This window comes from Klebsiella sp. CN_Kp113 (assembly GCF_040064585.1).
GTDB lineage: Bacteria > Pseudomonadota > Gammaproteobacteria > Enterobacterales > Enterobacteriaceae > Klebsiella > Klebsiella michiganensis.
The window spans coordinates 39,432-65,968 of the sequence record NZ_JBEAID010000024.1 but is presented as its reverse complement, the minus strand read 5'-3'; the positions used below and the strand labels follow the sequence as shown (position 1 = coordinate 65,968).

The 26,537-nt window shown below is 54.2% G+C and carries 30 protein-coding genes and 1 other RNA gene; 20 read left to right on the top strand and 11 right to left on the bottom strand.

Features of this window, described 5'->3' with window-relative positions; translation table 11 throughout:
• Window positions 1-2 precede the first annotated feature (2 nt).
• Together glnK and amtB are read left to right on the top strand one after the other, a co-directional pair.
• Window positions 3-341: a P-II family nitrogen regulator gene (gene glnK, locus ABLV30_RS16865; RefSeq protein ID WP_004099573.1), complete on the top strand. Its 339-nt coding sequence runs from the start codon at window positions 3-5 to the stop codon at window positions 339-341.
• A gap of 33 nt (window positions 342-374) precedes the next feature.
• Window positions 375-1,661 (top strand): ammonium transporter AmtB, encoded by a 1,287-nt coding sequence (gene amtB, locus ABLV30_RS16860; protein WP_004848284.1) that lies wholly within the window; start codon window positions 375-377, stop codon window positions 1,659-1,661.
• 56 nt (window positions 1,662-1,717) lie between these two features.
• Here the strand turns inward: amtB and tesB are convergent, their stop codons facing one another.
• Window positions 1,718-2,581, bottom strand: coding sequence for an acyl-CoA thioesterase II (gene tesB / locus ABLV30_RS16855; RefSeq protein ID WP_004848287.1), 864 nt, complete (start codon window positions 2,579-2,581; stop codon window positions 1,718-1,720).
• Between the two features lie 220 nt (window positions 2,582-2,801).
• Here tesB and ABLV30_RS16850 point away from each other — a divergent pair, with 220 nt between their 5' ends.
• Window positions 2,802-3,311 carry a YbaY family lipoprotein gene (locus tag ABLV30_RS16850; RefSeq protein WP_004848288.1) on the top strand — a complete coding sequence of 170 codons (510 nt, stop codon included), beginning with the start codon at window positions 2,802-2,804 and terminating at the stop codon, window positions 3,309-3,311.
• Window positions 3,312-3,350: 39 nt separating this feature from the next.
• On the opposite strand, the gene ABLV30_RS16845 is transcribed toward ABLV30_RS16850, so the two are convergent.
• Both ABLV30_RS16845 and ABLV30_RS16840 read right to left on the bottom strand, forming a co-directional pair.
• Window positions 3,351-3,662 (bottom strand): MGMT family protein, encoded by a 312-nt coding sequence (locus ABLV30_RS16845; protein ID WP_025107157.1) that lies wholly within the window; start codon window positions 3,660-3,662, stop codon window positions 3,351-3,353.
• A 65-nt stretch (window positions 3,663-3,727) separates the two neighbouring features.
• The gene (locus tag ABLV30_RS16840) at window positions 3,728-4,135 is read right to left on the bottom strand and encodes a hypothetical protein (RefSeq protein WP_025107156.1); all 408 of its coding nucleotides are present in this window, start codon (window positions 4,133-4,135) and stop codon (window positions 3,728-3,730) included.
• A 254-nt stretch (window positions 4,136-4,389) separates the two neighbouring features.
• Here ABLV30_RS16840 and ffs point away from each other — a divergent pair.
• The 3 genes from ffs (at window position 4,390) to ABLV30_RS16825 (ending at window position 5,270) form a co-directional block, all read left to right on the top strand.
• An RNA gene (gene ffs / locus ABLV30_RS16835) (signal recognition particle sRNA small type) lies at window positions 4,390-4,486 on the top strand.
• 314 nt (window positions 4,487-4,800) lie between these two features.
• Window positions 4,801-5,058: a hypothetical protein gene (locus ABLV30_RS16830; protein ID WP_139541344.1), complete on the top strand. Its 258-nt coding sequence runs from the start codon at window positions 4,801-4,803 to the stop codon at window positions 5,056-5,058.
• The gene (locus ABLV30_RS16825) at window positions 5,055-5,270 is read left to right on the top strand and encodes a hypothetical protein (protein ID WP_004129860.1); all 216 of its coding nucleotides are present in this window, start codon (window positions 5,055-5,057) and stop codon (window positions 5,268-5,270) included. The genes ABLV30_RS16830 and ABLV30_RS16825 overlap by 4 nt, the downstream gene beginning before the upstream one ends.
• Before the next feature lie 133 nt (window positions 5,271-5,403).
• Here ABLV30_RS16825 and ABLV30_RS16820 read toward each other — a convergent pair whose 3' ends face one another.
• On the bottom strand, window positions 5,404-6,831 hold the full coding sequence (locus tag ABLV30_RS16820) for a PLP-dependent aminotransferase family protein (RefSeq protein ID WP_265800618.1): 1,428 nt from the start codon (window positions 6,829-6,831) through the stop codon (window positions 5,404-5,406).
• Between the two features lie 87 nt (window positions 6,832-6,918).
• On the opposite strand from ABLV30_RS16820, the gene ABLV30_RS16815 reads away from it, so the two are divergent.
• Together ABLV30_RS16815 and ABLV30_RS16810 are read left to right on the top strand one after the other, a co-directional pair.
• Window positions 6,919-7,533 carry a membrane protein gene (locus ABLV30_RS16815; protein ID WP_014228193.1) on the top strand — a complete coding sequence of 205 codons (615 nt, stop codon included), beginning with the start codon at window positions 6,919-6,921 and terminating at the stop codon, window positions 7,531-7,533.
• 92 nt (window positions 7,534-7,625) lie between these two features.
• Entirely contained in the window at window positions 7,626-7,979 is a 354-nt protein-coding gene (locus ABLV30_RS16810) for a DUF1428 family protein (RefSeq protein ID WP_004848301.1), read from the top strand.
• 46 nt (window positions 7,980-8,025) lie between these two features.
• On the opposite strand, the gene ABLV30_RS16805 is transcribed toward ABLV30_RS16810, so the two are convergent.
• Complete coding sequence (locus ABLV30_RS16805; RefSeq protein WP_224322419.1) at window positions 8,026-8,880, bottom strand: nickel/cobalt efflux protein RcnA; 855 nt, start codon at window positions 8,878-8,880, stop codon at window positions 8,026-8,028.
• Between the two features lie 167 nt (window positions 8,881-9,047).
• Here ABLV30_RS16805 and ABLV30_RS16800 point away from each other — a divergent pair, with 167 nt between their 5' ends.
• Entirely contained in the window at window positions 9,048-9,320 is a 273-nt protein-coding gene (locus ABLV30_RS16800) for a metal-sensing transcriptional repressor (RefSeq protein WP_004129869.1), read from the top strand.
• 2 nt (window positions 9,321-9,322) lie between these two features.
• Here the strand turns inward: ABLV30_RS16800 and ABLV30_RS16795 are convergent, their stop codons facing one another.
• Together ABLV30_RS16795 and ABLV30_RS16790 are read right to left on the bottom strand one after the other, a co-directional pair.
• Window positions 9,323-10,909 carry an EAL domain-containing protein gene (locus ABLV30_RS16795; protein ID WP_224322420.1) on the bottom strand — a complete coding sequence of 529 codons (1,587 nt, stop codon included), beginning with the start codon at window positions 10,907-10,909 and terminating at the stop codon, window positions 9,323-9,325.
• 243 nt (window positions 10,910-11,152) lie between these two features.
• Window positions 11,153-12,262 carry an ABC transporter ATP-binding protein gene (locus tag ABLV30_RS16790; RefSeq protein ID WP_004848307.1) on the bottom strand — a complete coding sequence of 370 codons (1,110 nt, stop codon included), beginning with the start codon at window positions 12,260-12,262 and terminating at the stop codon, window positions 11,153-11,155.
• A gap of 353 nt (window positions 12,263-12,615) precedes the next feature.
• Between ABLV30_RS16790 and ABLV30_RS16785 the strand changes: the two genes are divergently transcribed.
• From ABLV30_RS16785 to ABLV30_RS16760, 6 genes are all read left to right on the top strand, one after another.
• Window positions 12,616-13,848 (top strand): maltodextrin ABC transporter substrate-binding protein, encoded by a 1,233-nt coding sequence (locus tag ABLV30_RS16785; protein ID WP_049070858.1) that lies wholly within the window; start codon window positions 12,616-12,618, stop codon window positions 13,846-13,848.
• A 56-nt stretch (window positions 13,849-13,904) separates the two neighbouring features.
• The gene (locus ABLV30_RS16780) at window positions 13,905-15,212 is read left to right on the top strand and encodes a sugar ABC transporter permease (protein ID WP_046876984.1); all 1,308 of its coding nucleotides are present in this window, start codon (window positions 13,905-13,907) and stop codon (window positions 15,210-15,212) included.
• A gap of 10 nt (window positions 15,213-15,222) precedes the next feature.
• Window positions 15,223-16,074, top strand: coding sequence for a sugar ABC transporter permease (locus ABLV30_RS16775; RefSeq protein ID WP_004848313.1), 852 nt, complete (start codon window positions 15,223-15,225; stop codon window positions 16,072-16,074).
• A 4-nt stretch (window positions 16,075-16,078) separates the two neighbouring features.
• Window positions 16,079-17,281: an arabinogalactan endo-beta-1,4-galactanase gene (locus tag ABLV30_RS16770; protein WP_265800612.1), complete on the top strand. Its 1,203-nt coding sequence runs from the start codon at window positions 16,079-16,081 to the stop codon at window positions 17,279-17,281.
• 31 nt (window positions 17,282-17,312) lie between these two features.
• Complete coding sequence (locus tag ABLV30_RS16765; protein WP_265800610.1) at window positions 17,313-19,370, top strand: beta-galactosidase; 2,058 nt, start codon at window positions 17,313-17,315, stop codon at window positions 19,368-19,370.
• Window positions 19,371-19,435: 65 nt separating this feature from the next.
• Window positions 19,436-19,750 (top strand): glucose PTS transporter subunit EIIB, encoded by a 315-nt coding sequence (locus ABLV30_RS16760; protein ID WP_025107149.1) that lies wholly within the window; start codon window positions 19,436-19,438, stop codon window positions 19,748-19,750.
• A gap of 123 nt (window positions 19,751-19,873) precedes the next feature.
• On the opposite strand, the gene ABLV30_RS16755 is transcribed toward ABLV30_RS16760, so the two are convergent.
• Window positions 19,874-21,145 carry a maltoporin gene (locus ABLV30_RS16755; protein WP_014228201.1) on the bottom strand — a complete coding sequence of 424 codons (1,272 nt, stop codon included), beginning with the start codon at window positions 21,143-21,145 and terminating at the stop codon, window positions 19,874-19,876.
• Window positions 21,146-21,414: 269 nt separating this feature from the next.
• Here ABLV30_RS16755 and ABLV30_RS16750 point away from each other — a divergent pair, with 269 nt between their 5' ends.
• The 3 genes from ABLV30_RS16750 to ykgO all read left to right on the top strand — a co-directional run bounded on the left by ABLV30_RS16750 (window position 21,415) and on the right by ykgO (window position 23,011).
• Window positions 21,415-22,488 (top strand): LacI family DNA-binding transcriptional regulator, encoded by a 1,074-nt coding sequence (locus ABLV30_RS16750; RefSeq protein WP_048261451.1) that lies wholly within the window; start codon window positions 21,415-21,417, stop codon window positions 22,486-22,488.
• A gap of 119 nt (window positions 22,489-22,607) precedes the next feature.
• The gene (locus ABLV30_RS16745) at window positions 22,608-22,871 is read left to right on the top strand and encodes a type B 50S ribosomal protein L31 (protein ID WP_004848323.1); all 264 of its coding nucleotides are present in this window, start codon (window positions 22,608-22,610) and stop codon (window positions 22,869-22,871) included.
• Window positions 22,871-23,011 (top strand): type B 50S ribosomal protein L36, encoded by a 141-nt coding sequence (ykgO, locus tag ABLV30_RS16740; RefSeq protein ID WP_003859006.1) that lies wholly within the window; start codon window positions 22,871-22,873, stop codon window positions 23,009-23,011. Before ABLV30_RS16745 ends, ykgO begins: the two co-directional genes overlap by 1 nt.
• Here the strand turns inward: ykgO and ABLV30_RS16735 are convergent.
• Window positions 23,008-23,706, bottom strand: a complete 699-nt coding sequence (locus tag ABLV30_RS16735; protein ID WP_254539646.1) for a GNAT family protein — start codon at window positions 23,704-23,706, stop codon at window positions 23,008-23,010. The two genes, ykgO and ABLV30_RS16735, sit on opposite strands and share 4 nt — an antisense overlap.
• 101 nt (window positions 23,707-23,807) lie before the next feature.
• Between ABLV30_RS16735 and ABLV30_RS16730 the strand changes: the two genes are divergently transcribed.
• Window positions 23,808-25,262: a PLP-dependent aminotransferase family protein gene (locus ABLV30_RS16730; protein ID WP_265800751.1), complete on the top strand. Its 1,455-nt coding sequence runs from the start codon at window positions 23,808-23,810 to the stop codon at window positions 25,260-25,262.
• On the opposite strand, the gene ABLV30_RS16725 is transcribed toward ABLV30_RS16730, so the two are convergent.
• Window positions 25,237-25,707, bottom strand: a complete 471-nt coding sequence (locus tag ABLV30_RS16725; RefSeq protein ID WP_004848329.1) for a YlaC family protein — start codon at window positions 25,705-25,707, stop codon at window positions 25,237-25,239. The two genes, ABLV30_RS16730 and ABLV30_RS16725, sit on opposite strands and share 26 nt — an antisense overlap.
• Window positions 25,708-25,727: 20 nt before the next feature.
• Between ABLV30_RS16725 and ABLV30_RS16720 the strand changes: the two genes are divergently transcribed.
• Window positions 25,728-25,862, top strand: coding sequence for a hypothetical protein (locus tag ABLV30_RS16720; RefSeq protein WP_224243896.1), 135 nt, complete (start codon window positions 25,728-25,730; stop codon window positions 25,860-25,862).
• Here the strand turns inward: ABLV30_RS16720 and maa are convergent.
• Entirely contained in the window at window positions 25,834-26,400 is a 567-nt protein-coding gene (maa, locus tag ABLV30_RS16715) for a maltose O-acetyltransferase (protein ID WP_064357999.1), read from the bottom strand. The two genes, ABLV30_RS16720 and maa, sit on opposite strands and share 29 nt — an antisense overlap.
• Window positions 26,401-26,537 lie beyond the last annotated feature (137 nt).

Genomic DNA, 26,537 nt, shown 5'->3' with positions numbered 1-26,537 from the left:
TTATGAAGCTGGTTACCGTGGTAATCAAACCATTCAAACTGGAAGACGTGCGTGAAGCATTATCTTCAATGGGTATTCAGGGCCTGACGGTCACTGAAGTTAAAGGGTTCGGCCGTCAGAAAGGCCACGCGGAGCTCTATCGCGGCGCGGAATATAGCGTCAATTTTCTGCCGAAAGTGAAGATTGACGTCGCGATTGCCGACGATCAGCTGGACGAAGTCGTCGATGTCATCAGTAAAGCGGCTTACACCGGAAAGATTGGCGACGGCAAAATCTTTGTCGCCGAGCTGCAGCGCGTGATTCGCATCCGTACCGGCGAATCAGACGAAGCGGCACTGTAACTTTCAGACCACACAGTGATGGGGAACGAAACAATGAAGATAGCAACAATGAAAACAGGTCTGGGAGCGTTGGCTCTTCTTCCGGGGCTGGCGATGGCCGCACCGGCGGTCGCGGACAAAGCCGACAACGCTTTTATGATGATTTGCACCGCGCTGGTGCTGTTTATGACGATTCCGGGCATCGCGCTGTTCTACGGCGGGCTGATCCGCGGTAAAAACGTTCTCTCCATGCTGACGCAGGTCATCGTGACGTTTGCGCTGGTCTGCGTACTGTGGGTGGTTTATGGCTACACGCTGGCCTTCGGCGCTGGCGGCAGCTTCTTCGGCAACTTCGACTGGGTACTGCTGAAAAATATTGAACTGAAAGCGCTGATGGGGAGCTTCTATCAGTACATCCACGTTGCTTTCCAGGGCTCCTTTGCCTGTATTACCGTTGGCCTGATCGTCGGTGCGCTGGCGGAACGTATTCGCTTCTCGGCGGTACTGATATTCGTTGTGGTATGGATGACGCTCTCTTATGTGCCGATTGCGCACATGGTATGGGGCGGCGGTCTGTTGGCTACGCACGGCGCGCTTGATTTCGCCGGCGGTACGGTTGTTCACATCAACGCCGCGGTCGCGGGGCTGGTGGGCGCCTACATGATGGGCAAACGCGTCGGCTTTGGTAAAGAAGCGTTCAAACCGCATAACCTGCCGATGGTTTTCACCGGCACCGCCATCCTCTACGTTGGCTGGTTCGGCTTTAACGCCGGTTCAGCAAGCGCGGCGAACGAAATTGCCGGTCTGGCGTTCGTTAACACCGTGGTTGCAACGGCGGCGGCTATCCTGGCATGGACCTTCGGCGAGTGGGCAACCCGCGGCAAGCCGTCACTGCTGGGCGCCTGTTCAGGGGCGATTGCCGGTCTGGTCGGCATCACTCCGGCCTGTGGCTACATTGGCGTCGGCGGCTCGCTGATTGTGGGTATCGCTGCGGGCCTTGCGGGTCTGTGGGGCGTCACCGTTCTGAAACGCTGGCTGCGCGTTGATGACCCGTGCGATGTGTTTGGCGTCCACGGCGTCTGCGGTATCGTAGGTTGCATCCTGACCGGTATCTTCGCCGCGACTTCTCTGGGCGGTGTGGGCTACGCGGAAGGCGTCACCATGGGCCATCAGGTTCTGGTACAGCTGGAAAGCATCGGTATCACCATCGTCTGGTCAGGCGTCGTCGCCTTTATCGGTTACAAGGTTGCCGATATGACCGTTGGCCTGCGCGTACCGGAAGATCAAGAGCGTGAAGGGCTGGACGTAAACAGCCACGGCGAAAACGCCTACAACGCCTGATAAAACGAGTTATCTCCTGAAGCTGCAGAGCCTCCCCTCGGGGAGGCTCTGCTTTTTTATGCGTTGCGATTACGCATGACGCCTTCCTGCACCGTGGAAGCCACCAGCGTACCGTCCTGAGTGTAGAACTCGCCGCGGACAAAACCGCGCGCGCTGGAGGCGGAGGTGCTCTCAACGCTGTACAGCAGCCAGTCGTTGATGTTGAACGGGCGGTGGAACCACATTGAGTGATCGATGGTGGCAACCTGCATGCCCGGCTCCAGAAAACCGACGCCGTGAGGCTGCAGGGCAACGGGCAGGAAGTTAAAATCCGAAGCGTAGCCCAACAGAGACTGATGGGTGCGGAGATCTTCCGGCACTGCGCCGTTGGCGCGGATCCAGACCTGACGCGTTGGTTCTGCAACGTGTCCTTTCAGAGGGTTATGGAATTCGACCGGGCGAATCTCCAGCGGTTTATCGCAGAGAAATTTCTCTTTGACCTGCGGCGGCAGCAGGTGGGCCAGCTTGCGGGCAATATCCGTTTCGGAGGGAAGCGCGTCCGGAGCGGGTGCCGCTGGCATAGTTTTCTGATGTTCATAGCCGGGTTCTGGCGCCTGGAAAGAGGCGGTCATATAGAAAATGGGCTTCCCGTTTTGAATCGCCGCCACCCGGCGGGCGCTGAAGCTATTGCCATCGCGCAGGACTTCAACATCATAGATGATAGGTTTCAGGCTATCGCCGGGACGCAGGAAGTAGCTGTGAAACGAGTGAATCAGGCGTTCTGAGGGCACCGTCTCTTTTGCCGCATACAGCGCCTGACCCACTACCTGGCCGCCAAAGACCTGTCGCAATCCCAGATCTTCGCTCTGTCCGCGGAACAATCCCTCTTCAATTTTTTCCAGATTTAACAATGCCAGCAAATGGGTTAGTGCCTGACTCATAGTTATCCTCAATCAATGATGACTGCCTGGCGCAGCGCGTTATTGAGGCAAAGTATAACCTGGAATCGCAAGTGGTCCGATGGGTTCAATAATCTGAATATGGGCTCTTTTCCAGGAAGAGATCTGAGATCTGTGCCACACTTATTCACGATACTAATGTCCTGTCCCCGATTGTGGCTGGATGTACTCCTGTTAAAGAAGGGATGAAAAGGAGAAAAGAATGAAATTTGCCTATATGTTAAGTGCTTTAGCCGTAGCGGCTACGCTGTCTGCCTGTGCGAACAACCACAACAGCAATGCAGCGAACCAGGCGGCGCCCGATCCTTATGGCATTGCCTCACTAAGCTCCTCGCAGCAGCAGCCTAACGTATCCGGGACCATCAATATTCGACAGCGCGTGGCGTTACCGCCGGACGCGGTATTGACCGTAACCCTGTCGGATGCGTCTCTGGCCGATGCGCCAGCGCACGTGCTGTCGCAAAAAGCGGTAAGGACCGAAGGGAAGCAGGCGCCGTTTAACTTTGTCCTGCCCTATAACCAGGCGCAAATTCAGCCTAATGCCCGCATTCTTCTCAGCGCGGCGATTACCGTTAACGGTCAGCTGATGTTTATTACCGATACCGTGCAGACGGTGATTAACCAGGGCGGTAACCGGGCCGATCTGGTGCTGGTGCCGGTTCAGCAAACGGCGGTGCCGGTGGCGAACAACAGCGCTCCTGCTGCCCAGTAACTCCCCACCATGCCCCTTTACAGGGGCATTTTTTTGCCTTCAATAAATCCAGCGGTAGTGCTGGAGATCAATATGTCCGCTGCCTGAAACCTGGACGCCCTCCGCCAGTAGCGCCTGGCGTTGGCGCTGCAGATCTGGTCCGGTAAGGGAGATATCGCCGTGGCGGTTGACGACCCGATGCCAGGGGAGAGTCGATCCTTCCGGCAGGCGCTTTAATACTCCGCCCACCTGGCGAGCCGCTCGCGGTGAACCCGCCAGATGAGCAATGTCGCCGTAGGTGGCAACGTATCCCTCTGGAATCGAGGCGACTATCTGCCAGACCCGCTGCGGAAAAGTATCGTGAGAATCCATAGTACGTCCTGTTGCCGGAAAAGGCTCAGGATAAGCGTTGTATGACGGGCTGTACAGATAGCGGGTCAGGCCGATTTAACGATGGTAAATTCCAGCGCCAGACCCAGCACCTGCATGCCATGAACATTTTCATTCGCCGTATTGCTCAGCAGTGTTTCAAGAAACTTCAGGCGTTTTGACTGGGCGTTAATCACCAGCTTTGCGCGCATTGCCGGAAGCTTAAGCGTTGATATCGGATACACCACGCGACCGCTGACGTCGATAGGGAGTTTACGTAATTCAATGTGCTGAAGGACGCCGACGGTAGAGTAGAGCAGCGCGACCGGGGTGACGGCGAGCAGCTGATTATTGCTAATCGTCACAAAATCGAGGATGACCTCCGGACGCAGAAAGTTTAAACCGCGGAAGGAAACGGTCACTTCGGCGATGGCCGGCATCGCCAGGGTAGTGATTAAACGCGGTGATTCGCTCATGCATATACCATTGAGATAGTGCGTTGATTAAAAAAGACGGTAGATAAGCCTCATTATGGCCGCTGGCGAGGATTTCCGCTGAGAGTGTGCTCGCAATCTCATAAGGGGATCGGGGCCATTTTACGGTGAAAAGCCGCTGCAGACGAGACTTTGCGCAATAAACCAGCACCCAATCGCCGGCGGCTTGCAATTCAGGGGTTCAGCAGGGATAATGCGCCAGCGCGTTAGGTAACTAGCGCTCTCAATGGGGGCTCTGTTGGTTCTCCCGCAACGCTACTCTGTTTACCAGGTCAGGTCCGGAAGGAAGCAGCCAGAGCAGACGACGTGTGTGCCGGGATGTAGCTGGCAGGGCCCCCACCCATTTCAGGGTGCCCTCTCGCTATACGCATTCATTCCATCGTTTCTCTCAGCCTTCATATTTAATATCCACAAATAGATTGTGTGTATTTTTGGTTTCTAAACCCTCTATTTCTTATGCCAAAAATTTACTACGTCATAAATTTGAAATTTAACTGAAATATTATTGTCATCTTTATGTCATATATAACGTGCAGATTATTCATGGGAAAATGTTGTTTGATATAAGCTAAAAATATATCTCTGGATCAGCATGTTAACTTCGTGTATTAATTATATGATGATTTTATTTCACGGGAAGCGTGACTATGACCACTGTGGTTCTGAACGTAAAAATTGATGGCGAGTTAAAAGAAAAGCTGCGTCAGTATGCGGAAGAAAATAACGAAAATTTAGGAACAGCTACGGAGAAACTGCTGCTGCTGGCCTTTCAGGTAGCGGAATCAGCAGACGAGGCGGGGGTTTCGGAAGAAGATATCGATAGCCAGCATACCGAAGAGGAAACGTCTCCATTAACCCCTAAAGAAATCAAAGCATTACGTAAAATTCTGAAGAAGAAAAAATGAAACAACAACTCTCTACAGCCAGCAACTATAGCGAAGCCTGCGATATGCTGCGTTCCGGATACGTTAAGCACGTACGCCTGAACTGGAATATCGGTAGCGATGAGTTCTTTCGCATTGCCTCCGACTGGTGTGACACAGGGGCAAAAATAAAAAAAGATGAAGACGGCTTTATTATTTCTCTGAAAGGGTTTCCGATCCCGCGTCAGCATTAATGAAACTATTGCAATTTTGTCATCGGGCTGACACGTCAGAAAGACAAAATTGAAGCGCAATTTTATAAAAACATCTCATATGCGTCATGGATGATGGTTTTTGACGGGCTGGCTCCAGCCCGTCGATATTTTCTTAAATGATTTTCCTCAGGCGGAAACTCTCTTTCTGCTCAGTCAGACTATGCCACAACGGCTGCAATGTCGTAAACGCGCTGCGCAGTTCGTCATCCGAAAGGGTAAAGGGTAAACGCAAATAGCGATCAAACGCGCCGGCCAGGCCAAAGCGAGTTCCCGTCCCGATGTGAATTCCCCGGCTTTCAGCGCGAACGGAAAAGAGCGTCGCCAGCATTCCCGGTAATTCCACCCAAAAAGAGAGTCCTCCCTCCGGCGGCGTGAAGCGCCAGTGGGGAAAATATTCCGCCATCAGCGCGCCGCACATATCCCGGCGAGTCGCCAGCATGGCGCGCCGTGACGGTAGCAGCCTGTGCTCATTCTCAAGCAACCAGCAGCAGGCCAGCTGTTCCAGCAGCGGGGAGCCGAGATCGAGAGAGTCGCGCGCCTGAACCAGCGAAGCAATGGTTCGCGAAGAGGCGCGGATCCAACCTATGCGCAGGCCGCCCCAGAAGCTTTTTCCCGCTGAACCGATGGTTATTACCGGGGCATCAGGATTAAATGCCGCTAGAGGCGGCGGCGGCGGGGCGTCATACCATAAATCCACCATCGTTTCGTCTGCCACCAGCGTGGTGCGGGTTTGTGCGGCGATGTCCGCTACCCGCTGGCGCGTTGCGCTATCCATACAGCGGCCGGTGGGATTATGAAAATCCGGCATCAGCCAGGCCAGACGCGGAGCCGTTTGGGCAATCGTTGCCGCCAGACCATCGCAATCCCATCCCTGTTGCGGTAACGCCACGCTAACCGGACGACATGATGCGCCCTGTATCGCGCTAAGCGCCATGGGGTAAGTTGGCGCATCCACCACCACCCGATCGCCGGGCCCGGTGAATAAACGCAGTACCAGCCCAAAGCCGCTCAGGGCCCCGTTGACGATCATTACTTCATCGCTGCGGGTTGGCAGCCCGCGTTCGCTATAGCGGCGGGCGATGGCTTCGCGCAGAAGCGGGAGCCCTTGTTGATCGTAACCGGTGTTGGATAAATGTTCAGGCATGATCTTTAAGGCCTGGCTGTAGGCCTGATGGATCTCGGGGCCGGCGCTAAGGGCGGCAACGGCCAGATTCACCGATAGCGGGTCCGTTTGTTTGGCCGCCGCCTCTACCGGACGCTCCGGCAAGGCGATCCGCGAACCGCTTCCCTGACGGCTGTAGAGATAGCCTTCTTCCCGAAGCTGACCCAGCGCGCTGGCAACCGTGGTGCGGCTGATATTCAGGGCAGCCGCCAGTTCACGTTCCCCGGGCAGTCGCGTTTCCAGCGCCAGGCGGCCATCGAGAATGAGCAGGCGCAGCGCTTCTGCAAGCTGACGCCAGATAGGCGTGCGAGAAGTGGACTCCTGCCAGTGACCGAGCAGCCGTACCAGAGATTGTGCACCAAAGCGACGAGATAACATAGCAATCCACTTTTTAAAAACTGGCCATTAATTATCAATCCATTTTTACTGATGATAAGGGAAATCGCAATTGTCCTGAGGTGAAAAATGGTACGTCGCTTGCTGCAACTTTACATTGGTCTGGTCCTGTACGGCGTGTCGACCGCGTTATTTGTGCATGCCAATCTGGGGGCCGATCCGTGGGATGTTTTTCATCTGGGGATCGGTAAGCAGTTTAATCTGGATTTTGGTACGGTCATGATCCTGACGGGAGCGGCAGTGCTGCTGCTGTGGATCCCGCTACGGCAAATGCCGGGGCTAGGTACGGTGAGCAACGTGATTGTGCTGGGGCTGGCGGCAAACGCGACCTTAGCCGTGCTGCCGCCGTTGGATTCGCTGGTGGCGCGTAGCCTGCTGCTGGCGGGCGCTATCGTACTGAACGCGCTGGCGACGGGGATGTATATTGGCGCGGGCTTTGGTCCCGGGCCGCGCGATGGGCTGATGACCGGTCTGCATGCTCGTACGGGGTGGTCGCTGCGCGGTATCCGCACCGCGATTGAAGTTTCGGTCCTGCTGATTGGCTGGATGATGGGCGGCAAGTTTGGCGTGGGAACCGTACTCTATGCGTTAACTATCGGCCCGCTAATCCAGCTGTGTCTGCCGTGGTTTCATCAGCCAGCCGCGCGGAAGGCTCTGGCGAAACCCGGTGAGGCTATCTCCTGATTTTACGCTGCCATCAGACCTGGAGACTAAACTTATCAATTCAGATACGGCCGGATTCTCCGGCCGTACTGTTCACTTCGGAGAGCAGACTCATGAAGTACGTTGATGGTTTTGTCGTTGCCGTACCGGCGGAAAATAAGGAGGCATACCGCGAGATGGCAGCAAAGGCCGCGCCATTATTTAAAGAGTTTGGCGCACTCCGTGTGGTCGAGTGCTGGGCGGATGATGTCCCGGATGGCAAGCTGACCGATTTTCGCCTGGCGGTGAAAGCGGAAGAGAGTGAAGAGGTGGTGTTCAGCTGGATTGAGTATCCCTCTAAAGAGGTTCGCGATGCCGCGAATGCCAAAATGATGGCCGACCCGCGGATGAAAGAGTTTGGCGAATCGATGCCCTTTGATGGAAAACGAATGATATACGGCGGCTTTGCCCCGCTTCTGGATGAGTAATTCATCTTTGCCATCCCCATAGCTTTTGGGGATGGCGATAGACGCGCTACAGATGACTCCAGCCATGCAGCAGCATATAAAAACCCACCACCATAATCAGGGTGCCGGAAATCCACGGCGCTTTGCGCGAGAGATCGTTCAGCCCGGGCCAGCGGTTTGCCACGTGCTTCAGGCTGAGGGCGGCAATTGCGCCGGAAGCCACCAGGGTGATCGCCAGCCCAACGCTAAACCCCAGTACCAGGGTTGCCCCCAGCGAGAACTTTTTCAACTGCAGGCAAATGAGCAGCACGGTAATGGATGCCGGGCAGGGAATGAGTCCCCCGGTCAGTCCGAACAAGACGATCTGCCCGGTGGTGACCCGCTGGCCGTTAAAGCGGCGATTGATCGCTTGCGCATGCGCGCGCTGATGGGCGTCCTGCCAGTCATCGGCGGCAACCCGCGAAGGTTGGTGAGCGTGAGGATGATGTTGATACGCAAGGTGGCGATCGTGATGATGTTCATGTTTATGTTCATGTTCATGTTCATGTTCATGTTCATGGTCATGGGTATGGGTATGTGAACGCGATTCGCGCCAGGTACGCGCCAGCATCCAGCAGGCAATCAGTACGATAAGGCCCCCTGAGATTAGCTGAAACAAGGGTTCCGACGTTTGTGCATTCCAGCCGCGGCCGAACCACAGGCCTGCCATGGCCACCAGCCAGACCACCGCGGTATGCGATACCGTCGCCGCCAGCCCCAGCAGCACCGCCTGCTTTAATGTTCCCCGCACCGCCACGATAAATGCCGCCATCATGGTTTTTGAGTGCCCGGGCTCAAGGCCGTGCAGCGCGCCCAGCAGAATCGCGCTGGGAATAAATAGCCAGGCGTTGCCCTGCTGCAGGAGTGAAGCGAAATCGTTCATAACGTGATCCCTAACTAAAAAGTGCTTGTATGCTACTCCCCCCCAGTACATTAATACTACCCCCCAGTAGAAAAATACTCGGGGGGAGTAGGGCATGTTATGCTGTTCTGATTGCATACAAGGGTCGTTAGTGGAAACGATCGATTAATCAAATAGTGGATCGCGTAATGTCACATACCGTTCGTCACAAGAAGATGTTATTGACCCGATTGAAGAAAATTCAGGGGCAAAGCGCCGCGCTGGAAAAAATGCTTAACCGCGAGCATGAATGCGCAGAGGTTCTACAGCAGCTGGCTGCCATTCGCGGTGCGGTAAACGGCATGATGATGCAGGTTATCCAGGGGCATTTAACGGATCATGTCGTGAAGGAGCCGGAAGAAGGTCAGCGTGAGGCTGACCTTGATGTGGTGATGCAGGTGATAAAATCCTATCTGAAATAGGCTCAGTCATCATGTGTTCCGGACGGCGATGAATACGCCTTAAGGTTATTCTCGGCCCACAGAATAAATTTCTCTTTTGGCAGCGCCTTACTATAAAGCCAGCCCTGGGCATACAGCACGCCATGCATGCGCAGCCAGTCGCGTTGGCTTTCGGTTTCGACGCCTTCTGCGACGGTCGCCAGATTGAGCGCTTTCGCCATTTCAATGATGTGCGGCGTCAGCGATTCACACTCCAGCGTATCGACAAATGCTTTATCGATTTTCAGGGTATCAACGTCCAGCTTTTGTAAATAGCTCAGGCTGGAATAGCCGGTGCCGAAGTCATCGATGGAGATACGGTGTCCGGCCTGACGATAGCCGGCGATGACTGGCAGAGTGGTTTGCGGGTCGACAAAACCGCGCTCGGTGATTTCCAGAATGATCTGCTGAGCGCTGATGCCCCAGCGCTGAAGCTGCTCCTGTAACAGCATCGGCAGCTTTGGCGAACGCAAATCATCAACCGACAGGTTTATCGAGATATGTATCTCCGGACGCTGCCGCAGCCAGGTACCGAGATCGGTAAATATTTTCCGTACAATATCTTCGGTTAAGCGGGTAATCAGCCCGGTTTGTTCGGCAAGCGGAATAAAAATATCCGGCGATAAGAAACTGCCATCGGGCTGCCTCCAGCGAGCAAGCGCCTCCGCGCCGACGATCTTTCCACTCTGCAGCGAAATAATGGGCTGGTAATAGACCTGAATGGCATGGGAATTCAGCGCGTCCAGCATCCCATTACGCGGTGAGCGCAGCCTCCGCAGCAGGCGAAGCAGCAGAAATGAGGCCAGAAGGCTGGTGAACAGACCAATCGGTAGCCACAGCATCAGCTGCTGATGTAGCTTTTTCTGCAGCGGCACCGTCGAGGACCAGGTGGCAATGGCCAGCCCCAGCTCCGGGAGACGATGAAGACGATAAACGGTGCTATCGAGGGTTAGGGTCCTGGCATACTGATGCTTAATTCTCTCCCAGACGGCAGCGTTGAGCGGTTTACTGCTAATAATGATTTGATTGCGCTGCGTGCCGAACAAGAGCGTGTGAATCTGTTCATGGCCTAATGGAATGACATCGATAAACGACTCGGGATCGATCATCACCACGTGATGCTCGCTGCCCATGGCCGTCATTTTATGTTTCAGACCCAGGTCGTTAACTGAGGTAAGCCAGGTACGATAGCCATCGGCCGTGATGTGGTCGGGGGCAGGAAAGGTAACCGAAACCTGATGATCTTCGAGGGAAGAGCACTGCGGAATACCCTCATGTAACCACAGCACTTCCTGAACGTAGCGATGGGTATAGGCGATCCGTCGCATCGTGAGCAAATGCTGCGGACTGCAGGTGGTAGCCGCATGCGCATCAGCTTCGTTCAGCGCCTCTCTTGCCTGATCGGCAACCTGCTGAACGCGGGCCAGTACGCGGACGGAAAAGTTGTCCAGTTCGCTATAAAATTGCTCTTTGGCCTGCTGCATTGCCAGCCAGATGCTCAGCGCGACCGGCAGGATAATGGCCAGTATCAATACCCCTGTAACCAGACTCACCTGATGCCGGGTCGTCATGAGTATTTCCTTATTTTATTGAGGGGTTCGATGAGTATACGCGAAAGATAAAAGAGGATTCAGCACGGGGTAGAAAAAGGCCCGAACCGCAAGATAGCAACGAATTCGGGCTAACAGTGGATGAACCGCGACGCCCAAGGCCTGGAGCGTCGCGGAGAAAAACGAGGGCTGGTATGCTGGCAATAAACGTTGTCAGCACAGATTCATATTCTAAAACGCAATCATGACAGTCATATGTTGCGCTTAATGGGCGTCCGGCGCAGCGATGTCAGCGCTAATCCGCTGGTCGTTTTCGTCGAAGACCATGCAGTAGCGATCGTCAAACGCGACCCTTATCTTCTGCCATGGACGGAAATGAACGTCGCCGGGCAGCAGAATTTTGACGTTATCGTGGCCGTAGCACTGGCCGAACAGATAGGTGTTGTTACCCAGTCTCTCCACGACTTCACATTGAAACTCAACTACGGTACCGATATTCACATCAGTTGAGAGATGTTCAGGGCGAATACCGAGGGTAACGGCAGCGCCGGGCTGCAGCGGCGATGTGGTGATATTGAGCGTCAGATTATGATCTTGCGCCATCTTCACGCTAAGCTGGCCCGGCTGCCATGCGGTGACCGTCGCGGGCAGGAAGTTCATTTTCGGCGAACCGATAAATCCCGCAACGAACTTATTGACCGGGTTGTAATACAACGACATCGGCGAGCCCATCTGCTCAACTTTGCCGTAGTTCATCACCACGATTTTATCGGCCAGCGTCATCGCTTCAACCTGATCGTGGGTGACATAAACCATGGTGGTTTTGAGTTCATGATGCAGTTTAGCAATATGCAGACGCATCTCAACGCGCAGCTCGGCATCCAGGTTGGAGAGGGGTTCATCAAACATAAACACCCGTGGATTACGCACGATGGCGCGACCGATCGCCACGCGCTGGCGCTGGCCGCCGGAAAGCTGCTTAGGTTTGCGATCCAGCAGATGAGAGAGCTGCAGCGTTTTCGCCACCATTTCAACCTGGCGGCGAATTTCATCTTTTGGCACTTTATTCACCTTCAGGCCATAGCCCATATTTTCCGCTACCGTCATATGCGGGTAGAGCGCATAGGACTGGAATACCATGGCGACGCCGCGATGGGCAGGAACGACATCATTCATCACCTCATCGCCAATAAGCACTTCACCTTCGCTCACCTCTTCGAGACCGGCAATCATTCGCAGTAGCGTCGATTTGCCGCAGCCTGACGGACCGACGAAAACCGCAAACTCGCCATCTTCAATATCAAGATTTACCTGATGCAGCGTCACTGTACTGCCGAACCGTTTGGTGACATTCCTCAGTCGTATATTGGACATCAACATTCCCCGGGTTAGTAGCCGTTTTTGCCGTTGGGATTTGGGCTGTGACGCATTATTTGTATAACGTGTAACAATTCAGCCGGGCGATGCTCAACGACACTAAAATCATGCAGTGACTATAACTTCCAGAGTTTTAGCGCCCTATATCGATGTTTCATTTCTGCAATCACGATCACACAACTGGCAGCTTTCAGTAGTTTTGTCAGCATTCAAAGCGTACCGTATAACAAATCAGGAATAACGGCATATTTGTTTATGAATCACCGTTTATCAGTTAACTGAAAGATTCTCGGAAGTCACATCGCCCAATAAAAACCATTAAATTGTTATACCTTCACATGAGGTTGATAATGAAAAAGAACACTCTTGCTGCACTGATCCTTACTACTCTGGCTGCCGGGCAGCTGGTTAGCCTGCAGGCGCACGCGGCCGGACAGCTCAACGTCTGGGAAGACATCAAAAAATCCGACGGCATTAAGGCCGCGGTAAGCGATTTTGAAAAGCAGTTCAACGTTAAGGTGAACGTGCAGGAAATGCCGTACGCCCAGCAGCTTGAAAAGCTGCGCCTTGATGGCCCGGCGGGCATTGGCCCGGACGTGCTGGTGATCCCTAATGACCAGCTAGGCGGTGCGGTCGTCCAGGGACTGCTGTCTCCCCTGACGCTGGACCAGGCGAAGCAGGAGGCCTTTACGCCGGCATCAATCAACGCGTTCCATATGGATAACGTGCTTTACGGCGTACCGAAAGCGGTGGAAACCCTGGTGCTGATTTACAACAAAGACTTGATCGATAAGCCGCTGGATAGCCTGCAGGACTGGTTCGACTATTCGAAGAAGCAGCGCGAAGAGGGTAAGTACGGCCTGCTGGCGAAGTTTGACCAGATCTATTACAGCTGGGGCGCTATTGGCCCAATGGGCGGCTATATCTTTGGCAAAAACGACAAAGGCGGCTTCAACCCGCAGGATGTCGGCCTGAATAAGCCAGGCGCGGTGGAAGCGGTGACTTTCCTGAAAAAATTCTACACCGACAAGGTATTCCCGGCGGGGATCCTCGGCGATAACGGGCTGAACGCCATCGACTCGCTGTTCACCGAGAAGAAAGCGGCTGCGGTGATTAACGGCCCGTGGGCCTTCCAGCCGTATGAAGCGGCAGGCATTCATTATGGCGTCGCGCCTTTGCCGACGCTGCCGGATGGCAAACCGATGAGCTCCTTCCTCGGCGTGAAGGGCTATGTCGTCTCGACGTGGAGTAAAGATAAAGCGCTGGCGCAGCAGTTTATCGAGTTCATCAACCAGCCGCAGTACGTGAAAGCGCGTTATGTCGCCACCGGAGAAATCCCGCCGCTGAAGGCCATGATTGACGATCCGCTGATTAAGAATGACGAAAAGGCCAGCGCGGTGGCGGTGCAGTCAGCGCGGGCGACGGCGATGCCCGGGATCCCGGAAATGGGAGAGGTATGGGGCCCGGCGAACGCCGCGCTCGAGCTTAGCCTGACCGGTAAACAGGAGCCGAAGGCGGCGCTCGATAACGCTGAAAAGCAGATCAAGATGCAGATCGAAGCCATGCAGGCCAGCAATCAATAATTCGGTGATGTAACAGAACGGGAGGGCCGTCCTCCCGTTTTCAGAAGGAGTCGTGTGTGATTATCAATCCCAGCGAAAATATTGCCGAAGCGCGCGGCGCAGGACGCCATGCGTGGTGCGGCCTGTTGCTGGCTATCGTGCCGGGTTTTGGGCAGTTTTATCACCGCCAGTGGCTGAAGGGGATTGTCTTCCTGGTGCTGCTGAGCAGTTTTATGAGCATTTTCTATGACTTTCTCAGCGAAGGCCTGTGGGGGTTATATACCTTAGGCGAGGAAGTCCCGCGGGATAACTCTATTTTCCTGCTGGCGGAAGGGATAATCAGCGTACTGATTACCGCATTCGGTTTGTTGGTCTATTTCCTCTCGCTGCGCGATGCCTGGGTTAACGGCAAAAAGCGCGATGAAGGCATGGCGCTGAATAGCGTACGCAAGCAGTATCAGATGCTGCTCAGCGAGGGTTTCCCGTATCTGATGATCACGCCCGGCTTCATACTGCTGGTGTTTGTGGTCATCTTCCCGATCCTGTTTGGTTTTGCTATCGCCTTTACTAACTACAACCTTTATCACACGCCGCCGGCGAAGCTGGTGGATTGGGTGGGATTCAAAAACTTCATCAATATCTTCACATTATCCATCTGGCGCTCGACCTTCTTTGACGTACTGCAGTGGACGGTGGTGTGGACGCTGCTGGCGACGACCCTGCAATGTACCGTCGGCGTGCTGCTGGCGATTCTGGTCAACCAGAAAGATCTGCGCTTTAAGCCGATGATCCGCACAATTTTCATTCTGCCGTGGGCGGTGCCGGGCTTCGTGACGATTCTGGTTTTTGCCGGCATGTTCAATGATTCATTCGGGGTGATTAACAACGCCATTTTGTCCTTCTTTGGCATCACGCCGAAGGCCTGGCTGACCGACCCGTTCTGGACTAAAACGGCGCTGATCATGATGCAAACCTGGCTGGGCTTTCCGTTTGTTTTCGCCATGACCACCGGCGTCCTGCAGGCGATCCCGGACGATCTGTATGAAGCGGCCACCATGGATGGCGCCAGCGCGTTTACCCGCCTGCGGACCATTACTCTGCCGCTGGTGCTCTACTCCATTGCGCCGATCATCATCACTCAGTACACCTTCAATTTTAACAACTTCAATATCATCTACCTGTTCAATAACGGCGGACCGGCGGTAGCCGGGTCGAATGCCGGCGGTACGGATATTCTGGTGTCGTGGATCTACAAATTAACGATGTCGTCTTCGCAATACGCCATCGCGGCCACCATCACGATTCTGCTGTCGATTTTTGTCGTCGGCCTGGCGTTGTGGCAGTTCCGCGCCACGAAATCCTTCAAAAACGACGACATGGCGTAAGGGAAGCAACATGGCTAAATCACCGAGTATTAAACGCGAAAAGTGGATTCGCCTGTCTCTCACCTGGCTGGTGGTCCTCTTTGTATCGACGATCATTATATATCCGCTGGTCTGGACGGTAGGGGCGTCTCTGAACGCCGGGAACAGTCTGCTGAGTACGTCGATTATTCCTGAAAACCTGTCGTTCCAGCATTACGCGGATCTGTTTAACGGCAATGTGAATTATCTCACCTGGTACTGGAACTCGATGAAAATCAGCTTCATGACCATGGCGTTGACCTTAATCAGCGTGAGCTTCACGGCCTATGCGTTCTCCCGTTTTCGTTTCAAAGGGCGGCAGAACGGGCTGATGCTGTTTCTGCTGCTGCAGATGATCCCGCAGTTCTCGGCGCTGATTGCGATCTTTGTTCTCTCTCAGCTGCTGGGGTTGATCAATAGCCATCTGGCGCTGGTGCTGATCTACGTTGGCGGCATGATCCCGATGAATACCTGGCTCATGAAGGGGTATCTGGACGCGATCCCCAAAGATCTGGATGAATCCGCGCGGATGGATGGCGCCAGCAGCTTCCGCATCTTTATCGAAATCATTATGCCGCTGTCGAAGCCGATTCTGGCGGTGGTGGCGCTGTTTTCATTTACCGGCCCGCTGGGGGACTTCATCCTCTCCAGCACCATTTTGCGTACCCCGGATAAATACACGCTGCCGATTGGCCTGTATAACCTGGTGGCGCAGAAAATGGGCGCCAGCTACACCACCTACGCGGCGGGCGCGGTGCTGATTGCCGTCCCGGTGGCAATTCTCTATCTGGCGCTACAAAAATACTTTGTTTCCGGCCTCACCTCAGGCAGTACAAAAGGATAACCCCATGAAAAGATTAACACCCGCGTGGCTTGCTGTTTCTCTGGCATGCTGTTTTTCCGCCGGTACGCTGGCGGCAGATGCGCTGCAAACGAAGGCGTTTAGCAATATGCCCGCTGATTTTATTAAAGGCGCGGATATCTCTACGCTGCTGGATGCGGAAAAGCACGGCGCGAAGTTCTTTAACCACAACAATCAGCCGCAGGATCCGATCGCGATTCTGAAGGCCGACGGCGTGAACTATGTTCGCCTGCGCCTGTGGGTGGATCCAAAAGACGCCCAGGGTCAGCGCTACGGCGGCGGCGATAACGATCTGGCGGCGACGCTGGCGCTGGCGAAGCGCGCAAAAGCGCAGGGTATGAAGCTGCTGCTTGATTTTCACTACAGCGATTTCTGGACCGATCCGGGCAAGCAGTTCAAGCCGAAGGCCTGGGAGAAAATGGATTATCCGCAGCTGAAAACCACGATCCACGACTACACCCGCGACACGATTGCCCGCTTTAAGCAGGAGGGGGTGCTGCCGGATATGGTCCAGATCGGCAACGAGATCAACGGCGGTATGCTGTGGCCGGAGGGCAAAAGCTGGGGGCAGGGCGGCGGCGAGTTCGATCGCCTGGCGGGGCTGCTAAACGCCGCCATTGACGGCCTGAAGGAAAACCTCACCGGCGGCGAGCAGATTAAAATTATGCTTCATCTGGCCGAAGGCACGAAAAACGACACCTTCCGCTGGTGGTTTGATGAAATCAGCAAGCGCAACGTGCCTTACGACATCATTGGTCTGTCGATGTACACCTACTGGAATGGTCCGATTAGCGCGCTGAAAGCCAATATGGACGATATCAGCAAGCGCTATAACAAAGACGTGATAGTGGTGGAAGCCGCTTACGCCTATACCCTGGAAAACTGCGACAACGCCGAAAATAGTTTCCAGGAGAAAGAGGAAAAGGATGGCGGTTATCCTGCCACCGTACAGGGGCAATATAATTATATTCACGACTTAATGCAGGCCGTTGCGGACGTACCGGACCACCGCGGTAAAGGTATTTTTTATTGGGAGCCGACGTGGATTGCCGTACCGGGAAATACCTGGGCGACGCCTGCCGGAATGAAATATATCCATGATGAATGGAAAGAGGGGAATGCCCGGGAAAATCAGGCGCTGTTTGATTGCCAGGGAAAAGCATTGCCGTCGATGAAGGTATTCAATTAATTATTCAGCTTTACACTTCAGGATGTTTATTATGAAAAAATTTGCGCCTTTGAGTCCGAAGGTCAATGCGCCATTGCATGGCGCCGACTATAACCCGGAGCAGTGGGAGAACTATCCCGATATTATCGATAAAGATATTGCCATGATGCAGCAGGCAAAATGTAATGTCATGTCGGTAGGGATATTTAGCTGGGCGAAACTTGAACCTCAGGAAGGCGTATTTGAGTTTGGCTGGTTGGACAGTATCCTGGATAAACTCTATGCCGCCGGCATTCATGTCTTTCTCGCGACCCCAAGCGGCGCGCGCCCGGCCTGGATGTCGCAGAAATATCCTCAGGTCCTGCGCGTCGGTCGCGATCGGGTGCCTGCGCTGCACGGTGGACGTCATAATCACTGTATGTCGTCGCCGGTCTACCGTGATAAAACCCTGAAAATAAATTCCCTGCTGGCGGAGCGCTACTCGCAGCATCCGGCGGTGCTGGGCTGGCATATCTCCAATGAATACGGAGGAGAGTGCCACTGTAGCCTGTGCCAGGAGCGTTTCCGCGACTGGCTGAAAGCGCGCTATGAAACGCTGGATAACCTCAATCACGCCTGGTGGAGCACCTTCTGGAGCCACACCTACAGCGACTGGTCGCAGATCGAATCTCCGGCCCCGCAGGGGGAAGTCTCCATTCATGGTCTGAACCTGGACTGGCATCGCTTCAATACCGCTCAGGTGACGGACTTCTGCCGCCACGAAATTGCGCCGCTGAAAGCGGCGAATGCTGCGCTGCCGGTAACAACCAACTTTATGGAGTATTTCTACGATTACGACTACTGGCAGCTGGCGCAGGTGCTGGACTTTATCTCATGGGACAGCTACCCCATGTGGCACCGTGATAAAGATGAAACCACGCTGGCCTGCTACACCGCCATGTATCATGACATGATGCGCAGCCTGAAGGGCGGCAAACCGTTTGTATTAATGGAATCCACCCCGAGTGCGACCAACTGGCAGCCGACCAGTAAGCTGAAGAAACCGGGAATGCATATTCTCTCTTCTCTGCAGGCGGTGGCGCACGGCGCGGATTCGGTGCAGTACTTCCAGTGGCGTAAGAGCCGCGGTTCGGTTGAGAAGTTTCATGGCGCGATTATCGATCATGTCGGTCATCTGGATACGCGCGTGGGTCGTGAAGTGACGGCGCTCGGCGAGATGTTAAGCCAGCTGCCGGGCGTCGTGGGCTGCCGGACGGATGCGAAAGTGGCGATTATCTTCGACCAGCAAAACCGCTGGGCGCTGGATGATGCACAGGGGCCGCGAAATCTCGGCATGGAGTATGAAAATACCGTCAACGAACATTACCGTCCGTTCTGGGAGCAGGGGATTGCGGTTGATGTTATCGATGCTGACGTTGACCTGAGCGCTTATCAACTGGTCATTGCGCCAATGCTGTATATGGTTCGTGAGGGATTTGCCGAACGCGCCGAAGCGTTTGTGGCTAACGGTGGTCATTTAGTTACAACATACTGGACGGGTATTGTTAACGAATCCGACCTTTGCCATCTCGGCGGTTTCCCGGGCCCGCTGCGTAAACTGCTGGGCATTTGGGCGGAAGAGATTGACTGCCTGAACGACGGCGAACGCAACCTGGTACAGGGGCTGGCGGGCAATGAAGGGGGCCTGCAGGGACCGTATCAGGTACGCCATCTGTGTGAACTGATCCATGTCGAAACGGCGCAGCCGCTGGCGACCTACCGCGATGATTTTTACGCGGGAAGACCGGCGGTCACCGTCAATCACGTGGGTAAAGGTAAGGCCTGGCACGTCGCTTCGCGCAACGATCTGGCTTTCCAGCGGGACTTCTTCACCGCCATAAGTAAAGAGCTGTCGCTGCCGCGTGCGGTGGCAGCCGATTTCCCGCCGGGCGTGGTGGCGACCGCACGGACGGACGGTGAGACCACCTACGTGTTCCTGCAAAACTACAGCGCGCAGCAGCAGCAGGTGACCTTACCGCAGGGCTATCAGGACAGCCTCACCGGCGCGGCACTGAACGCGCCGTTGACCTTAAAAGCGTGGGATTGCCGCATTCTCAGCCGTCACGCGTAATTTTTCTCTATCCACGCCTGCTCGCAAGAGCAGGCGTTTTTTTATCTGCTTATCAGGAGTCTATTATGGTGAGTTTAAAATCCTTTCTGAATTATTTCTCCCAGTCTCGTCCGGCGGTAACGTTAAGCCCGGCGGAACAACAACAGATTGAACGTTTAATTCAGGCTTTTGGCGGCGAGGCGAATATTGTCAACGTTGACGCCTGTATCACCCGCTTACGCGTCACGGTGAATAATCTGTCGATTGTTGACTCTCAGGCGCTACAGCAGCAGGGAGCGCTTGGCGTTATTATCCTTGGGCAGCAGGTGCATGCTATTTTCGGTAAACAGTCGGATGCTTTGCGTCAATTACTTGACGAACACTTTGCCAGCCGTAAATAAAATAAAACGGGATAACGCAATAATGAGTTATCCCGAAAAGAAAACAAAGCATTCAATGGCAATAATGATTACCGGAGGGTAATTAACGACCTTACAGCTGGAGATAAAACAGTTAAATGACGACTACCACCAGGCCTCGACCTGTACACCAAAGTTCCACGTATTATTGGCAGTTTGATCTTCGAACGGTTTACCGTTTTCAGAGTCATTCAGATACGAAGCGAAAATGCGCAGTTCCGGGCGAGACATAAAGTCAGGGCCATCGGCCAGGCCCAGCGCGATGGTATATTTCTCACCGGCCTGCTTATAATCAGTATTGTTCTTGTAGCTATCTTTTTGGTAAAAGCCGCCCACTTCGCCAATCAGGCGCACGTATTCGGTAAACTGATACTGCCCACGAGCCACCAGCGACAGCATGCGCGTTTTATCCGTGTAATCGGTGATGTTGTCCGCGGAGCCCCAGGTGAGAACGTGGTTAATGGAGAACTTTTCGGTAATCGGAATTAAACCGGTATTAATCACGCGGTATCCGGTGGCGTCATTGACGTAGTTCCACATGTCGTACCAGCCGCCGCCCTGGGAAACCATGTTCTGCGCCAGCCCTTTGTTGGCGTACTGCAGCACCGTTTTGTTGTAACCACCCAGCATATCCTGGCTGATTTCACCGGTCAGCATGACGCCGTTTTCAGCATCGTATAGACCACCGTAGGAGTCCTGCTTTTTAGTGGTATTCGGCATCGCGTAGTCGATACCAAATTCGGTCCACGAACCGGCCCACGGCTTCCAGCCTGCGTAGCGCAGGTCGAGGTAGTTAATGTTGACGTTGCTATCGCCATCGACGCGGTAGTCGACGTCATTGGCATCTCCGCGGATCCAGGCAAATGAAACGGCCCCCGGGCCGAGCGTATAGTTTTCGATCCCGGCACCGGATCCGGAAATGTTCCAGTATTTGGTATCAATGATGTGGAGATCGTGGCGCTGGTAGTAGCGTTTACCGCCCCAAATGACCGCGTTCGGATCGCCGGGGACCAGCCCTTTGATTTGCAGGTTGAGCTGGCGCAGGCCGAATTGGGCATCATCATCGAGCGTGGTTTCGTTATCGTTAGAACCGTCAGAGACCATGCTGACCATGCTATCAAGATAGAAGCTAACGTCATTCTTCTTATAGACCTCTGATCCCAGCTCCAGCTCGCCGTAGGTATCGGACTCATTACCCAGACGGCCAATTTTGTTTTTTTGCCATTCGGCCTGACTACCGTCGCCGGAGACCCCAACCCCGGCGCGCATATAGCCATGAAAATCGATACCCGGAAGCGTGGCGGAAGCAGCAAACACGGATGGTGAAATCAGCGCAGCGGCCAACGCAGCGGAGAGTGTGCGCAGCGTAGTGTTCATGTCTATCCTCTTATTGTTTTGTATTACGTTCACATAACCGATGTCATAAAATGCCTAAACCCGAATTCAGGCAATTAAATGATCGCTATAGTGTGATTAACTGCAAATAAATTGGCGGGTTTTGTTACGACTAGTGAGTCCATTCACAATTTGTTGTATTGTGAGCGTAATACTTTTTGTGATGATTGTGGTTCGGGGGACGCGGCGATGAGCGTTTTTTCACATTGCCCCTGTTACAATCCAGGGATAACAACATAAGGAACCGGACTATGAAGTCTAAAAGCGCGACCTTAGAAGACGTTGCTCGCCATGCGGGCGTCTCCTATCAGACCGTGTCCAGGGTACTCAATAAATCTGCTAATGTATCCAAAGCCACACGCAGCAAGGTGGAGAAATCCATTGAGGAGCTGCGCTATGTCCCAAACCGCCTGGCGCAGCAGCTGGTAGGAAAGCAAAGCCGCACCGTGGGCCTGGTCACCATCTCCCTCGCATTGCACGCGCCTTCTCAGGTGGCTGCTGCGGTAAAACGCTATGCGAATGTGGAAGGCTATCAGGTGCTCATCTCCATGATCGATGAGAGCGTCAACCAAAGTATTCAAGATTCCATTAATGAACTTAAGTCTCAGCTGGTGGATAAGGTCATCATCAACGTGCCGCTGGAGACTGAACTGGCTCAAAAAATTGCCGCTGATAACGATGATATCGTCTGTCTGTTTTTAGATGTTGACCCCTACAGCTCCGTGTTTAACGTTTCGTTTAACCCGGCTGACGGCACCCGGGCCAGCGTCAAATATCTCTATGAAATGGGGCATCGGGAGATCGCGCTGCTAGCCGGCCCGGAAAGCTCGGTATCGGCTAAACTGCGTCTGAAAAGCTGGATTGAGACCCTTGAGGGATATGGCCTGCAGCCGGTCACGGTGATTCGCGGTAACTGGGATGCGCAGAGCGGCTATGCCGGCGCGCTGCAAATGCTGCGGGAGACGCCAAACTTTACCGCCGTTCTGGTGGGTAACGATCAGATGGCGCTGGGCGTACTGAGCGCGTTTCACCAACATCAGGTGCCAATTCCGGGGGAAAAATCGGTTATTGGTTATGATGACACCTATGAGAGTTCGTTCTTTTACCCGGCGCTCACCACCGTTTCGCTGGATCTTGATTTACAAGGAAAAGAGGCCGTCCGGCGCCTTCTCGATAGCGGCGATCACGAGACATCTCATACTTCTTCTATCCTTCCGGCTCGTCTGGTCGTGCGCCACTCTACCGGGCCAAAAACGGAGCCGGGTAAAAACCTGCAGTCTATTGCCGAACAGCTCAGAGCGCTGGCGCATCAGCTTAATCCTTAATCCTTAATCCGCAACGGGCGGCCTGCGCCGCCCTTTAGCCCCTTCCATTCTCAGGGTTGATCTTTGTATTCACCGGGCGTACCATGATGTTATGTTATAACGTAATGATTGAGGTCGCTATGAAACCCAATATTCATCCGCATTATCGTACGGTGGTTTTTCACGATACCAGCGCCAATGAATACTTCAAAGTCGGATCAACGATCCGTACCGAGCGCGAAATTGAGCTGGAAGGCGAGACGTATCCCTACGTAACGCTCGATGTCTCCTCCAAATCGCATCCGTATTACACCGGCAAACAGAAGGCCTTCAACAATGAAGGCAGCACCGCGCGTTTCCGCCAGCGCTTCGGCGGTTTTATTGATGCGAAAAGGAGTAAATAATGCAGGTGCTCAACTCATTGCGTAGCGCGAAACAGCGCCACCCGGATTGCCAGATCGTCAAGCGTAAAGGGCGGCTGTACGTTATCTGCAAAAGTAATCCTCGCTTTAAGGCCGTCCAGGGGCGCAAGAAGAGACGTTAACGGAAGCTCTCCAGCGTTCGTAACTGCCGGCCGTCGGCGCTAAAGTTGTCGGCGGCCAGCCACTGCTGCATTGCCTTGTCAATCTGCGGCCACTCGGAATCGATAATCGAAAACCAGTCGGTATCGCGGTTGTGGCCCTTTATCACCAGCGCCTGACGAAAACGCCCCTCATACTGAAATCCCAGCCGCAGCGCCGCCCGGCGTGAAGGCTCGTTCAAACTGTTGCATTTCCACTCGTAGCGACGATAGCCGAGCGTTGCAAAAATATAATGCATCAGCAGCCATTGAGCCTCGGTGGCCATCGCCGTCCGGCTTAGTAAAGGCGAGAAGTGAACGTGGCCGACTTCAACAACGCCATTTTTAGCATCGATTCTCATCAGCGCCAGTGAGCCGACGGGCTGGTCTGTCCGTTGATCTATCACGGCAAAGTGAATGGGATCGGCCTGCCCGGAAACGTGCTCTATCCACGCGCGGTATTCCTCTACGCTGTTATCCGGCTCACGCAGCAGCCACGTCCAGCTTCGGGTGTCCGGGGCCAGCCGATGGGCGTCAAACAGCGCACCGGCGTGCGTGGAGCGCAATGGCTCAAGGCGGCAAAGGCGGCCCTGCAGATTCAACCTTTCAGGATGCGGACGGGGCAGCCAGTCGGGCAGGGCTGCGCCAACGGGTTGATCGAATTGATTAAGATGGTTCATGAGGTTTTCCTTTGGCAGGTGAATGCTGCGAGATTAGGCGCTTGTTGGTTCCATAAAAAGAACCACAGGAGTATGTTTTTAGGGTGCCATGAGGAGCGATGATGAATATTCCGGATGACGCTTTTTTTGCTTTACTGGAGCAGGCCCTGCGCGGCAGGGGAGGTGGAACCCTGCAGCGTACGCTCTATCAGACACTACGCGAGGCGATTTTGCAGGGGGCGCTGGCAGGTGATAGCCGTTTACCCGGCTCGCGCGCCATGGCCCAGCGTCTGGGACTGTCGCGCAACACCGTCAACGGCGCGCTGGAGCAGCTGGCGATAGAGGGGTATTTATTACGTAGCCGCCAGGGGACGTCCGTCGCGCCTTTAGGAACTCAGGGAGAGGGGGACGTTGAGGCGCGCCATATTGTGCTCCCTGAATACTTACAGGGATTACCGGCGGCAATCCATCGTGATTCACCCACGCTGCTCTTTACGCCGGGAATGCCTGCGGTTAACTACTTTCCGCTTTCCATCTGGCGTCGGCTCCTGGATCGCGTACTGCGTGAAGAGGGAAGCGCATTATTGGGCTACGGCGATGCGCAGGGAGAGCTCGTACTGCGAAAAGCCATTGCCCGCCACCTTGCGCTCTCGCGGGGGATCCGCTGTGAAGCCAGCCAGATTGTGATTACGGAAGGTGCGCTGGAAGGCGTCGATTTATGCACGCATTTGCTGAGCGTCGCTGGCGATACGGCATGGGTAGAAGAACCCGGCTATCCGGGAGCAAAAAGCATCTTTCTCAAATCCGGACTTCATATAGAGGGCGTGCCGGTTGATCATGAAGGGATGCGTTTTGATAGTCATAATGATAGTGAAGCGCCGCGATTGATCTTTACTTCACCTTCCCATCAATACCCCTGCGGGGCAGTGATGAGCGCCGGGAGGCGACTGGCGCTACTGGAGTATGCCCGACGGCATGATTCTTGGATTATTGAAGATGATTACGACAGCGAGTTTCGCTACAGCAGTGAGCCCATTCCGGCCATGCTGGGGATGGCCAGGCAGGCGCCGGTGGTTTATCTTGGGACATTTAGCAAAACGCTATTTCCGGCGCTGCGCATTGGCTTTATGGTGATGCCTCCCGCGCTGGCGGAGGCCGCACGTGGCGCCATTGGTTCGCTATTACGCGGCGGCCATCGGGCCGAACAGAGGGCGCTGGCGTTGTTCATTGAGGAGGGGCACTACGCACGTCATTTAGCCGCCATGCGCCGTTTATACCGTAAACGTCAGCAGCAGCTGCGGGAGATTCTGGCTCAAGAGCTCAGGCATCCTTATGAACTGTTTGGCGGCGAGGGGGGCCTGCACCTGACCGTTGCTATCGACAACGTGGATGACCTGGCGATTGTGCAGCAGGCCCGGCGGTTTCAGCTGGCACCCGGGGCGTTAAGCCGTTTTTACCTCGATGTAAAAACGGCGCGAAGCGGCTTTGTTCTGGGCTACGGTAATACGTCCGCCTCGCATTTTATGGCTGCGGTACGGACGCTGAACCGTCTTATTGCGCTGGACCGACGCGGGTAAGAGAAAACACATCGTAAAAGGAGAGTTCGCCTTTGGTGGCGATCATTTTTTGTAGCTGCGCCTTTTGTTCGCCGCCGACGCGTGGCGATTGCAGGATGCGTTCAAGCAGCTGGTCAGGGACAAATCGGGTGTTGTACCACTCACCGTTGTAGCACACGCGGAAATCAAGAACGTCAATATCTTCATAACGATAGCGCGGGTAGACGTCGAAGAAGAAGAAACCGTTTAGCAGAACAAATAACACAATTAACAGCCAGACAGAATCTACCAGCGTTTCGGAACGTAGCATCACAATAAGCGTGGCCAGGAAAGCCGCGTACATGGCGACAAAAAGCCATGGATGGTTGCGAATAAAGCTAATGCTAAAGCGCGGACGGTTGTCGCGCTTCTCTTTCACATTAAGCTCATCAATGGTGCTCTTCAGCAGCAGCTGTATTTCTGTCATCTTATTCCCCAAATTCTGCCATGAGCCCGTATCCAGGCGTGACAAACCGGGCTCAGCCTGAAGACTATTTTATGTTGCGTAAATCCATGGGGAAAGTAACAGATTGGTTGCAGAAAAGCATAACAGTTACCGTTTTTCGCTCTCCAGCATTTTGATTATCCGTGCCGGGTTTCCGCCGACGACGGCGTTTGCCGGCACATTTTTTACTACGACGGCCCCCGACGCCACCACGGCATTATCGCCGATAGTGACGCCTGGATTAATCACTGCCCGGCCGCCAAGCCACACATTGTGGCCAATGGTGACGGGTTTTCCGTACTCTTGACCACTATTGCGGTCGACAGGGTCAAGGGGATGCGTAGCGGTATAAATATGCACGCCCGGCGCCAGCATGCAGTTATCGCCAATATGAATTGGACAGACGTCAAGCATGACGCAATCAAAGTTAGCGTAGAAATTTTTGCCGAGGAAGATATTGTAGCCATAGTCACAGCGAAATGTGGGTTCGATATACGCGTCACTCGCGTGCCCAAGCAGTTCAGAAAGTAATGCGTTTCTTAATTCACGTTCTTCAGGCGCCGAATGATTGTAGCGGTGCAGCAGCTGTCTGGCCCGCAGACGATCGGCTTTCAACGTGGCGTCACCTGCCAGATACAGTTCGCCGGCAATCATTTTTTGTTTCTCTTCGCTCATGGAGGCTTTCCTTATTTCCTTATCGTTAGGCCGCCATAGTATAAAAAAGAAACCGGTTTCATATTCGCATTGAGCCAACATCTGTGAGCACTGTCACACTTATTATCATCACGAGAGAGGGGCGTTTTCGGCACGAG

Coding starts and splice junctions, on each gene's coding strand:
- glnK (WP_004099573.1), top strand. CDS start 3: ATGAAGCTGGTTACCGTGGTAATCAAACCATTCAAACTGGAAGACGTG.
- amtB (WP_004848284.1), top strand. CDS start 375: ATGAAGATAGCAACAATGAAAACAGGTCTGGGAGCGTTGGCTCTTCTT.
- tesB (WP_004848287.1), bottom strand. CDS start 2,581: ATGAGTCAGGCACTAACCCATTTGCTGGCATTGTTAAATCTGGAAAAA.
- ABLV30_RS16850 (WP_004848288.1), top strand. CDS start 2,802: ATGAAATTTGCCTATATGTTAAGTGCTTTAGCCGTAGCGGCTACGCTG.
- ABLV30_RS16845 (WP_025107157.1), bottom strand. CDS start 3,662: ATGGATTCTCACGATACTTTTCCGCAGCGGGTCTGGCAGATAGTCGCC.
- ABLV30_RS16840 (WP_025107156.1), bottom strand. CDS start 4,135: ATGAGCGAATCACCGCGTTTAATCACTACCCTGGCGATGCCGGCCATC.
- ABLV30_RS16830 (WP_139541344.1), top strand. CDS start 4,801: ATGACCACTGTGGTTCTGAACGTAAAAATTGATGGCGAGTTAAAAGAA.
- ABLV30_RS16825 (WP_004129860.1), top strand. CDS start 5,055: ATGAAACAACAACTCTCTACAGCCAGCAACTATAGCGAAGCCTGCGAT.
- ABLV30_RS16820 (WP_265800618.1), bottom strand. CDS start 6,831: ATGTTATCTCGTCGCTTTGGTGCACAATCTCTGGTACGGCTGCTCGGT.
- ABLV30_RS16815 (WP_014228193.1), top strand. CDS start 6,919: ATGGTACGTCGCTTGCTGCAACTTTACATTGGTCTGGTCCTGTACGGC.
- ABLV30_RS16810 (WP_004848301.1), top strand. CDS start 7,626: ATGAAGTACGTTGATGGTTTTGTCGTTGCCGTACCGGCGGAAAATAAG.
- ABLV30_RS16805 (WP_224322419.1), bottom strand. CDS start 8,880: ATGAACGATTTCGCTTCACTCCTGCAGCAGGGCAACGCCTGGCTATTT.
- ABLV30_RS16800 (WP_004129869.1), top strand. CDS start 9,048: ATGTCACATACCGTTCGTCACAAGAAGATGTTATTGACCCGATTGAAG.
- ABLV30_RS16795 (WP_224322420.1), bottom strand. CDS start 10,909: ATGACGACCCGGCATCAGGTGAGTCTGGTTACAGGGGTATTGATACTG.
- ABLV30_RS16790 (WP_004848307.1), bottom strand. CDS start 12,262: ATGTCCAATATACGACTGAGGAATGTCACCAAACGGTTCGGCAGTACA.
- ABLV30_RS16785 (WP_049070858.1), top strand. CDS start 12,616: ATGAAAAAGAACACTCTTGCTGCACTGATCCTTACTACTCTGGCTGCC.
- ABLV30_RS16775 (WP_004848313.1), top strand. CDS start 15,223: ATGGCTAAATCACCGAGTATTAAACGCGAAAAGTGGATTCGCCTGTCT.
- ABLV30_RS16770 (WP_265800612.1), top strand. CDS start 16,079: ATGAAAAGATTAACACCCGCGTGGCTTGCTGTTTCTCTGGCATGCTGT.
- ABLV30_RS16765 (WP_265800610.1), top strand. CDS start 17,313: ATGAAAAAATTTGCGCCTTTGAGTCCGAAGGTCAATGCGCCATTGCAT.
- ABLV30_RS16760 (WP_025107149.1), top strand. CDS start 19,436: ATGGTGAGTTTAAAATCCTTTCTGAATTATTTCTCCCAGTCTCGTCCG.
- ABLV30_RS16755 (WP_014228201.1), bottom strand. CDS start 21,145: ATGAACACTACGCTGCGCACACTCTCCGCTGCGTTGGCCGCTGCGCTG.
- ABLV30_RS16750 (WP_048261451.1), top strand. CDS start 21,415: ATGAAGTCTAAAAGCGCGACCTTAGAAGACGTTGCTCGCCATGCGGGC.
- ABLV30_RS16745 (WP_004848323.1), top strand. CDS start 22,608: ATGAAACCCAATATTCATCCGCATTATCGTACGGTGGTTTTTCACGAT.
- ykgO (WP_003859006.1), top strand. CDS start 22,871: ATGCAGGTGCTCAACTCATTGCGTAGCGCGAAACAGCGCCACCCGGAT.
- ABLV30_RS16735 (WP_254539646.1), bottom strand. CDS start 23,706: ATGAACCATCTTAATCAATTCGATCAACCCGTTGGCGCAGCCCTGCCC.
- ABLV30_RS16730 (WP_265800751.1), top strand. CDS start 23,808: ATGAATATTCCGGATGACGCTTTTTTTGCTTTACTGGAGCAGGCCCTG.
- ABLV30_RS16725 (WP_004848329.1), bottom strand. CDS start 25,707: ATGACAGAAATACAGCTGCTGCTGAAGAGCACCATTGATGAGCTTAAT.
- ABLV30_RS16720 (WP_224243896.1), top strand. CDS start 25,728: ATGAGCCCGTATCCAGGCGTGACAAACCGGGCTCAGCCTGAAGACTAT.
- maa (WP_064357999.1), bottom strand. CDS start 26,400: ATGAGCGAAGAGAAACAAAAAATGATTGCCGGCGAACTGTATCTGGCA.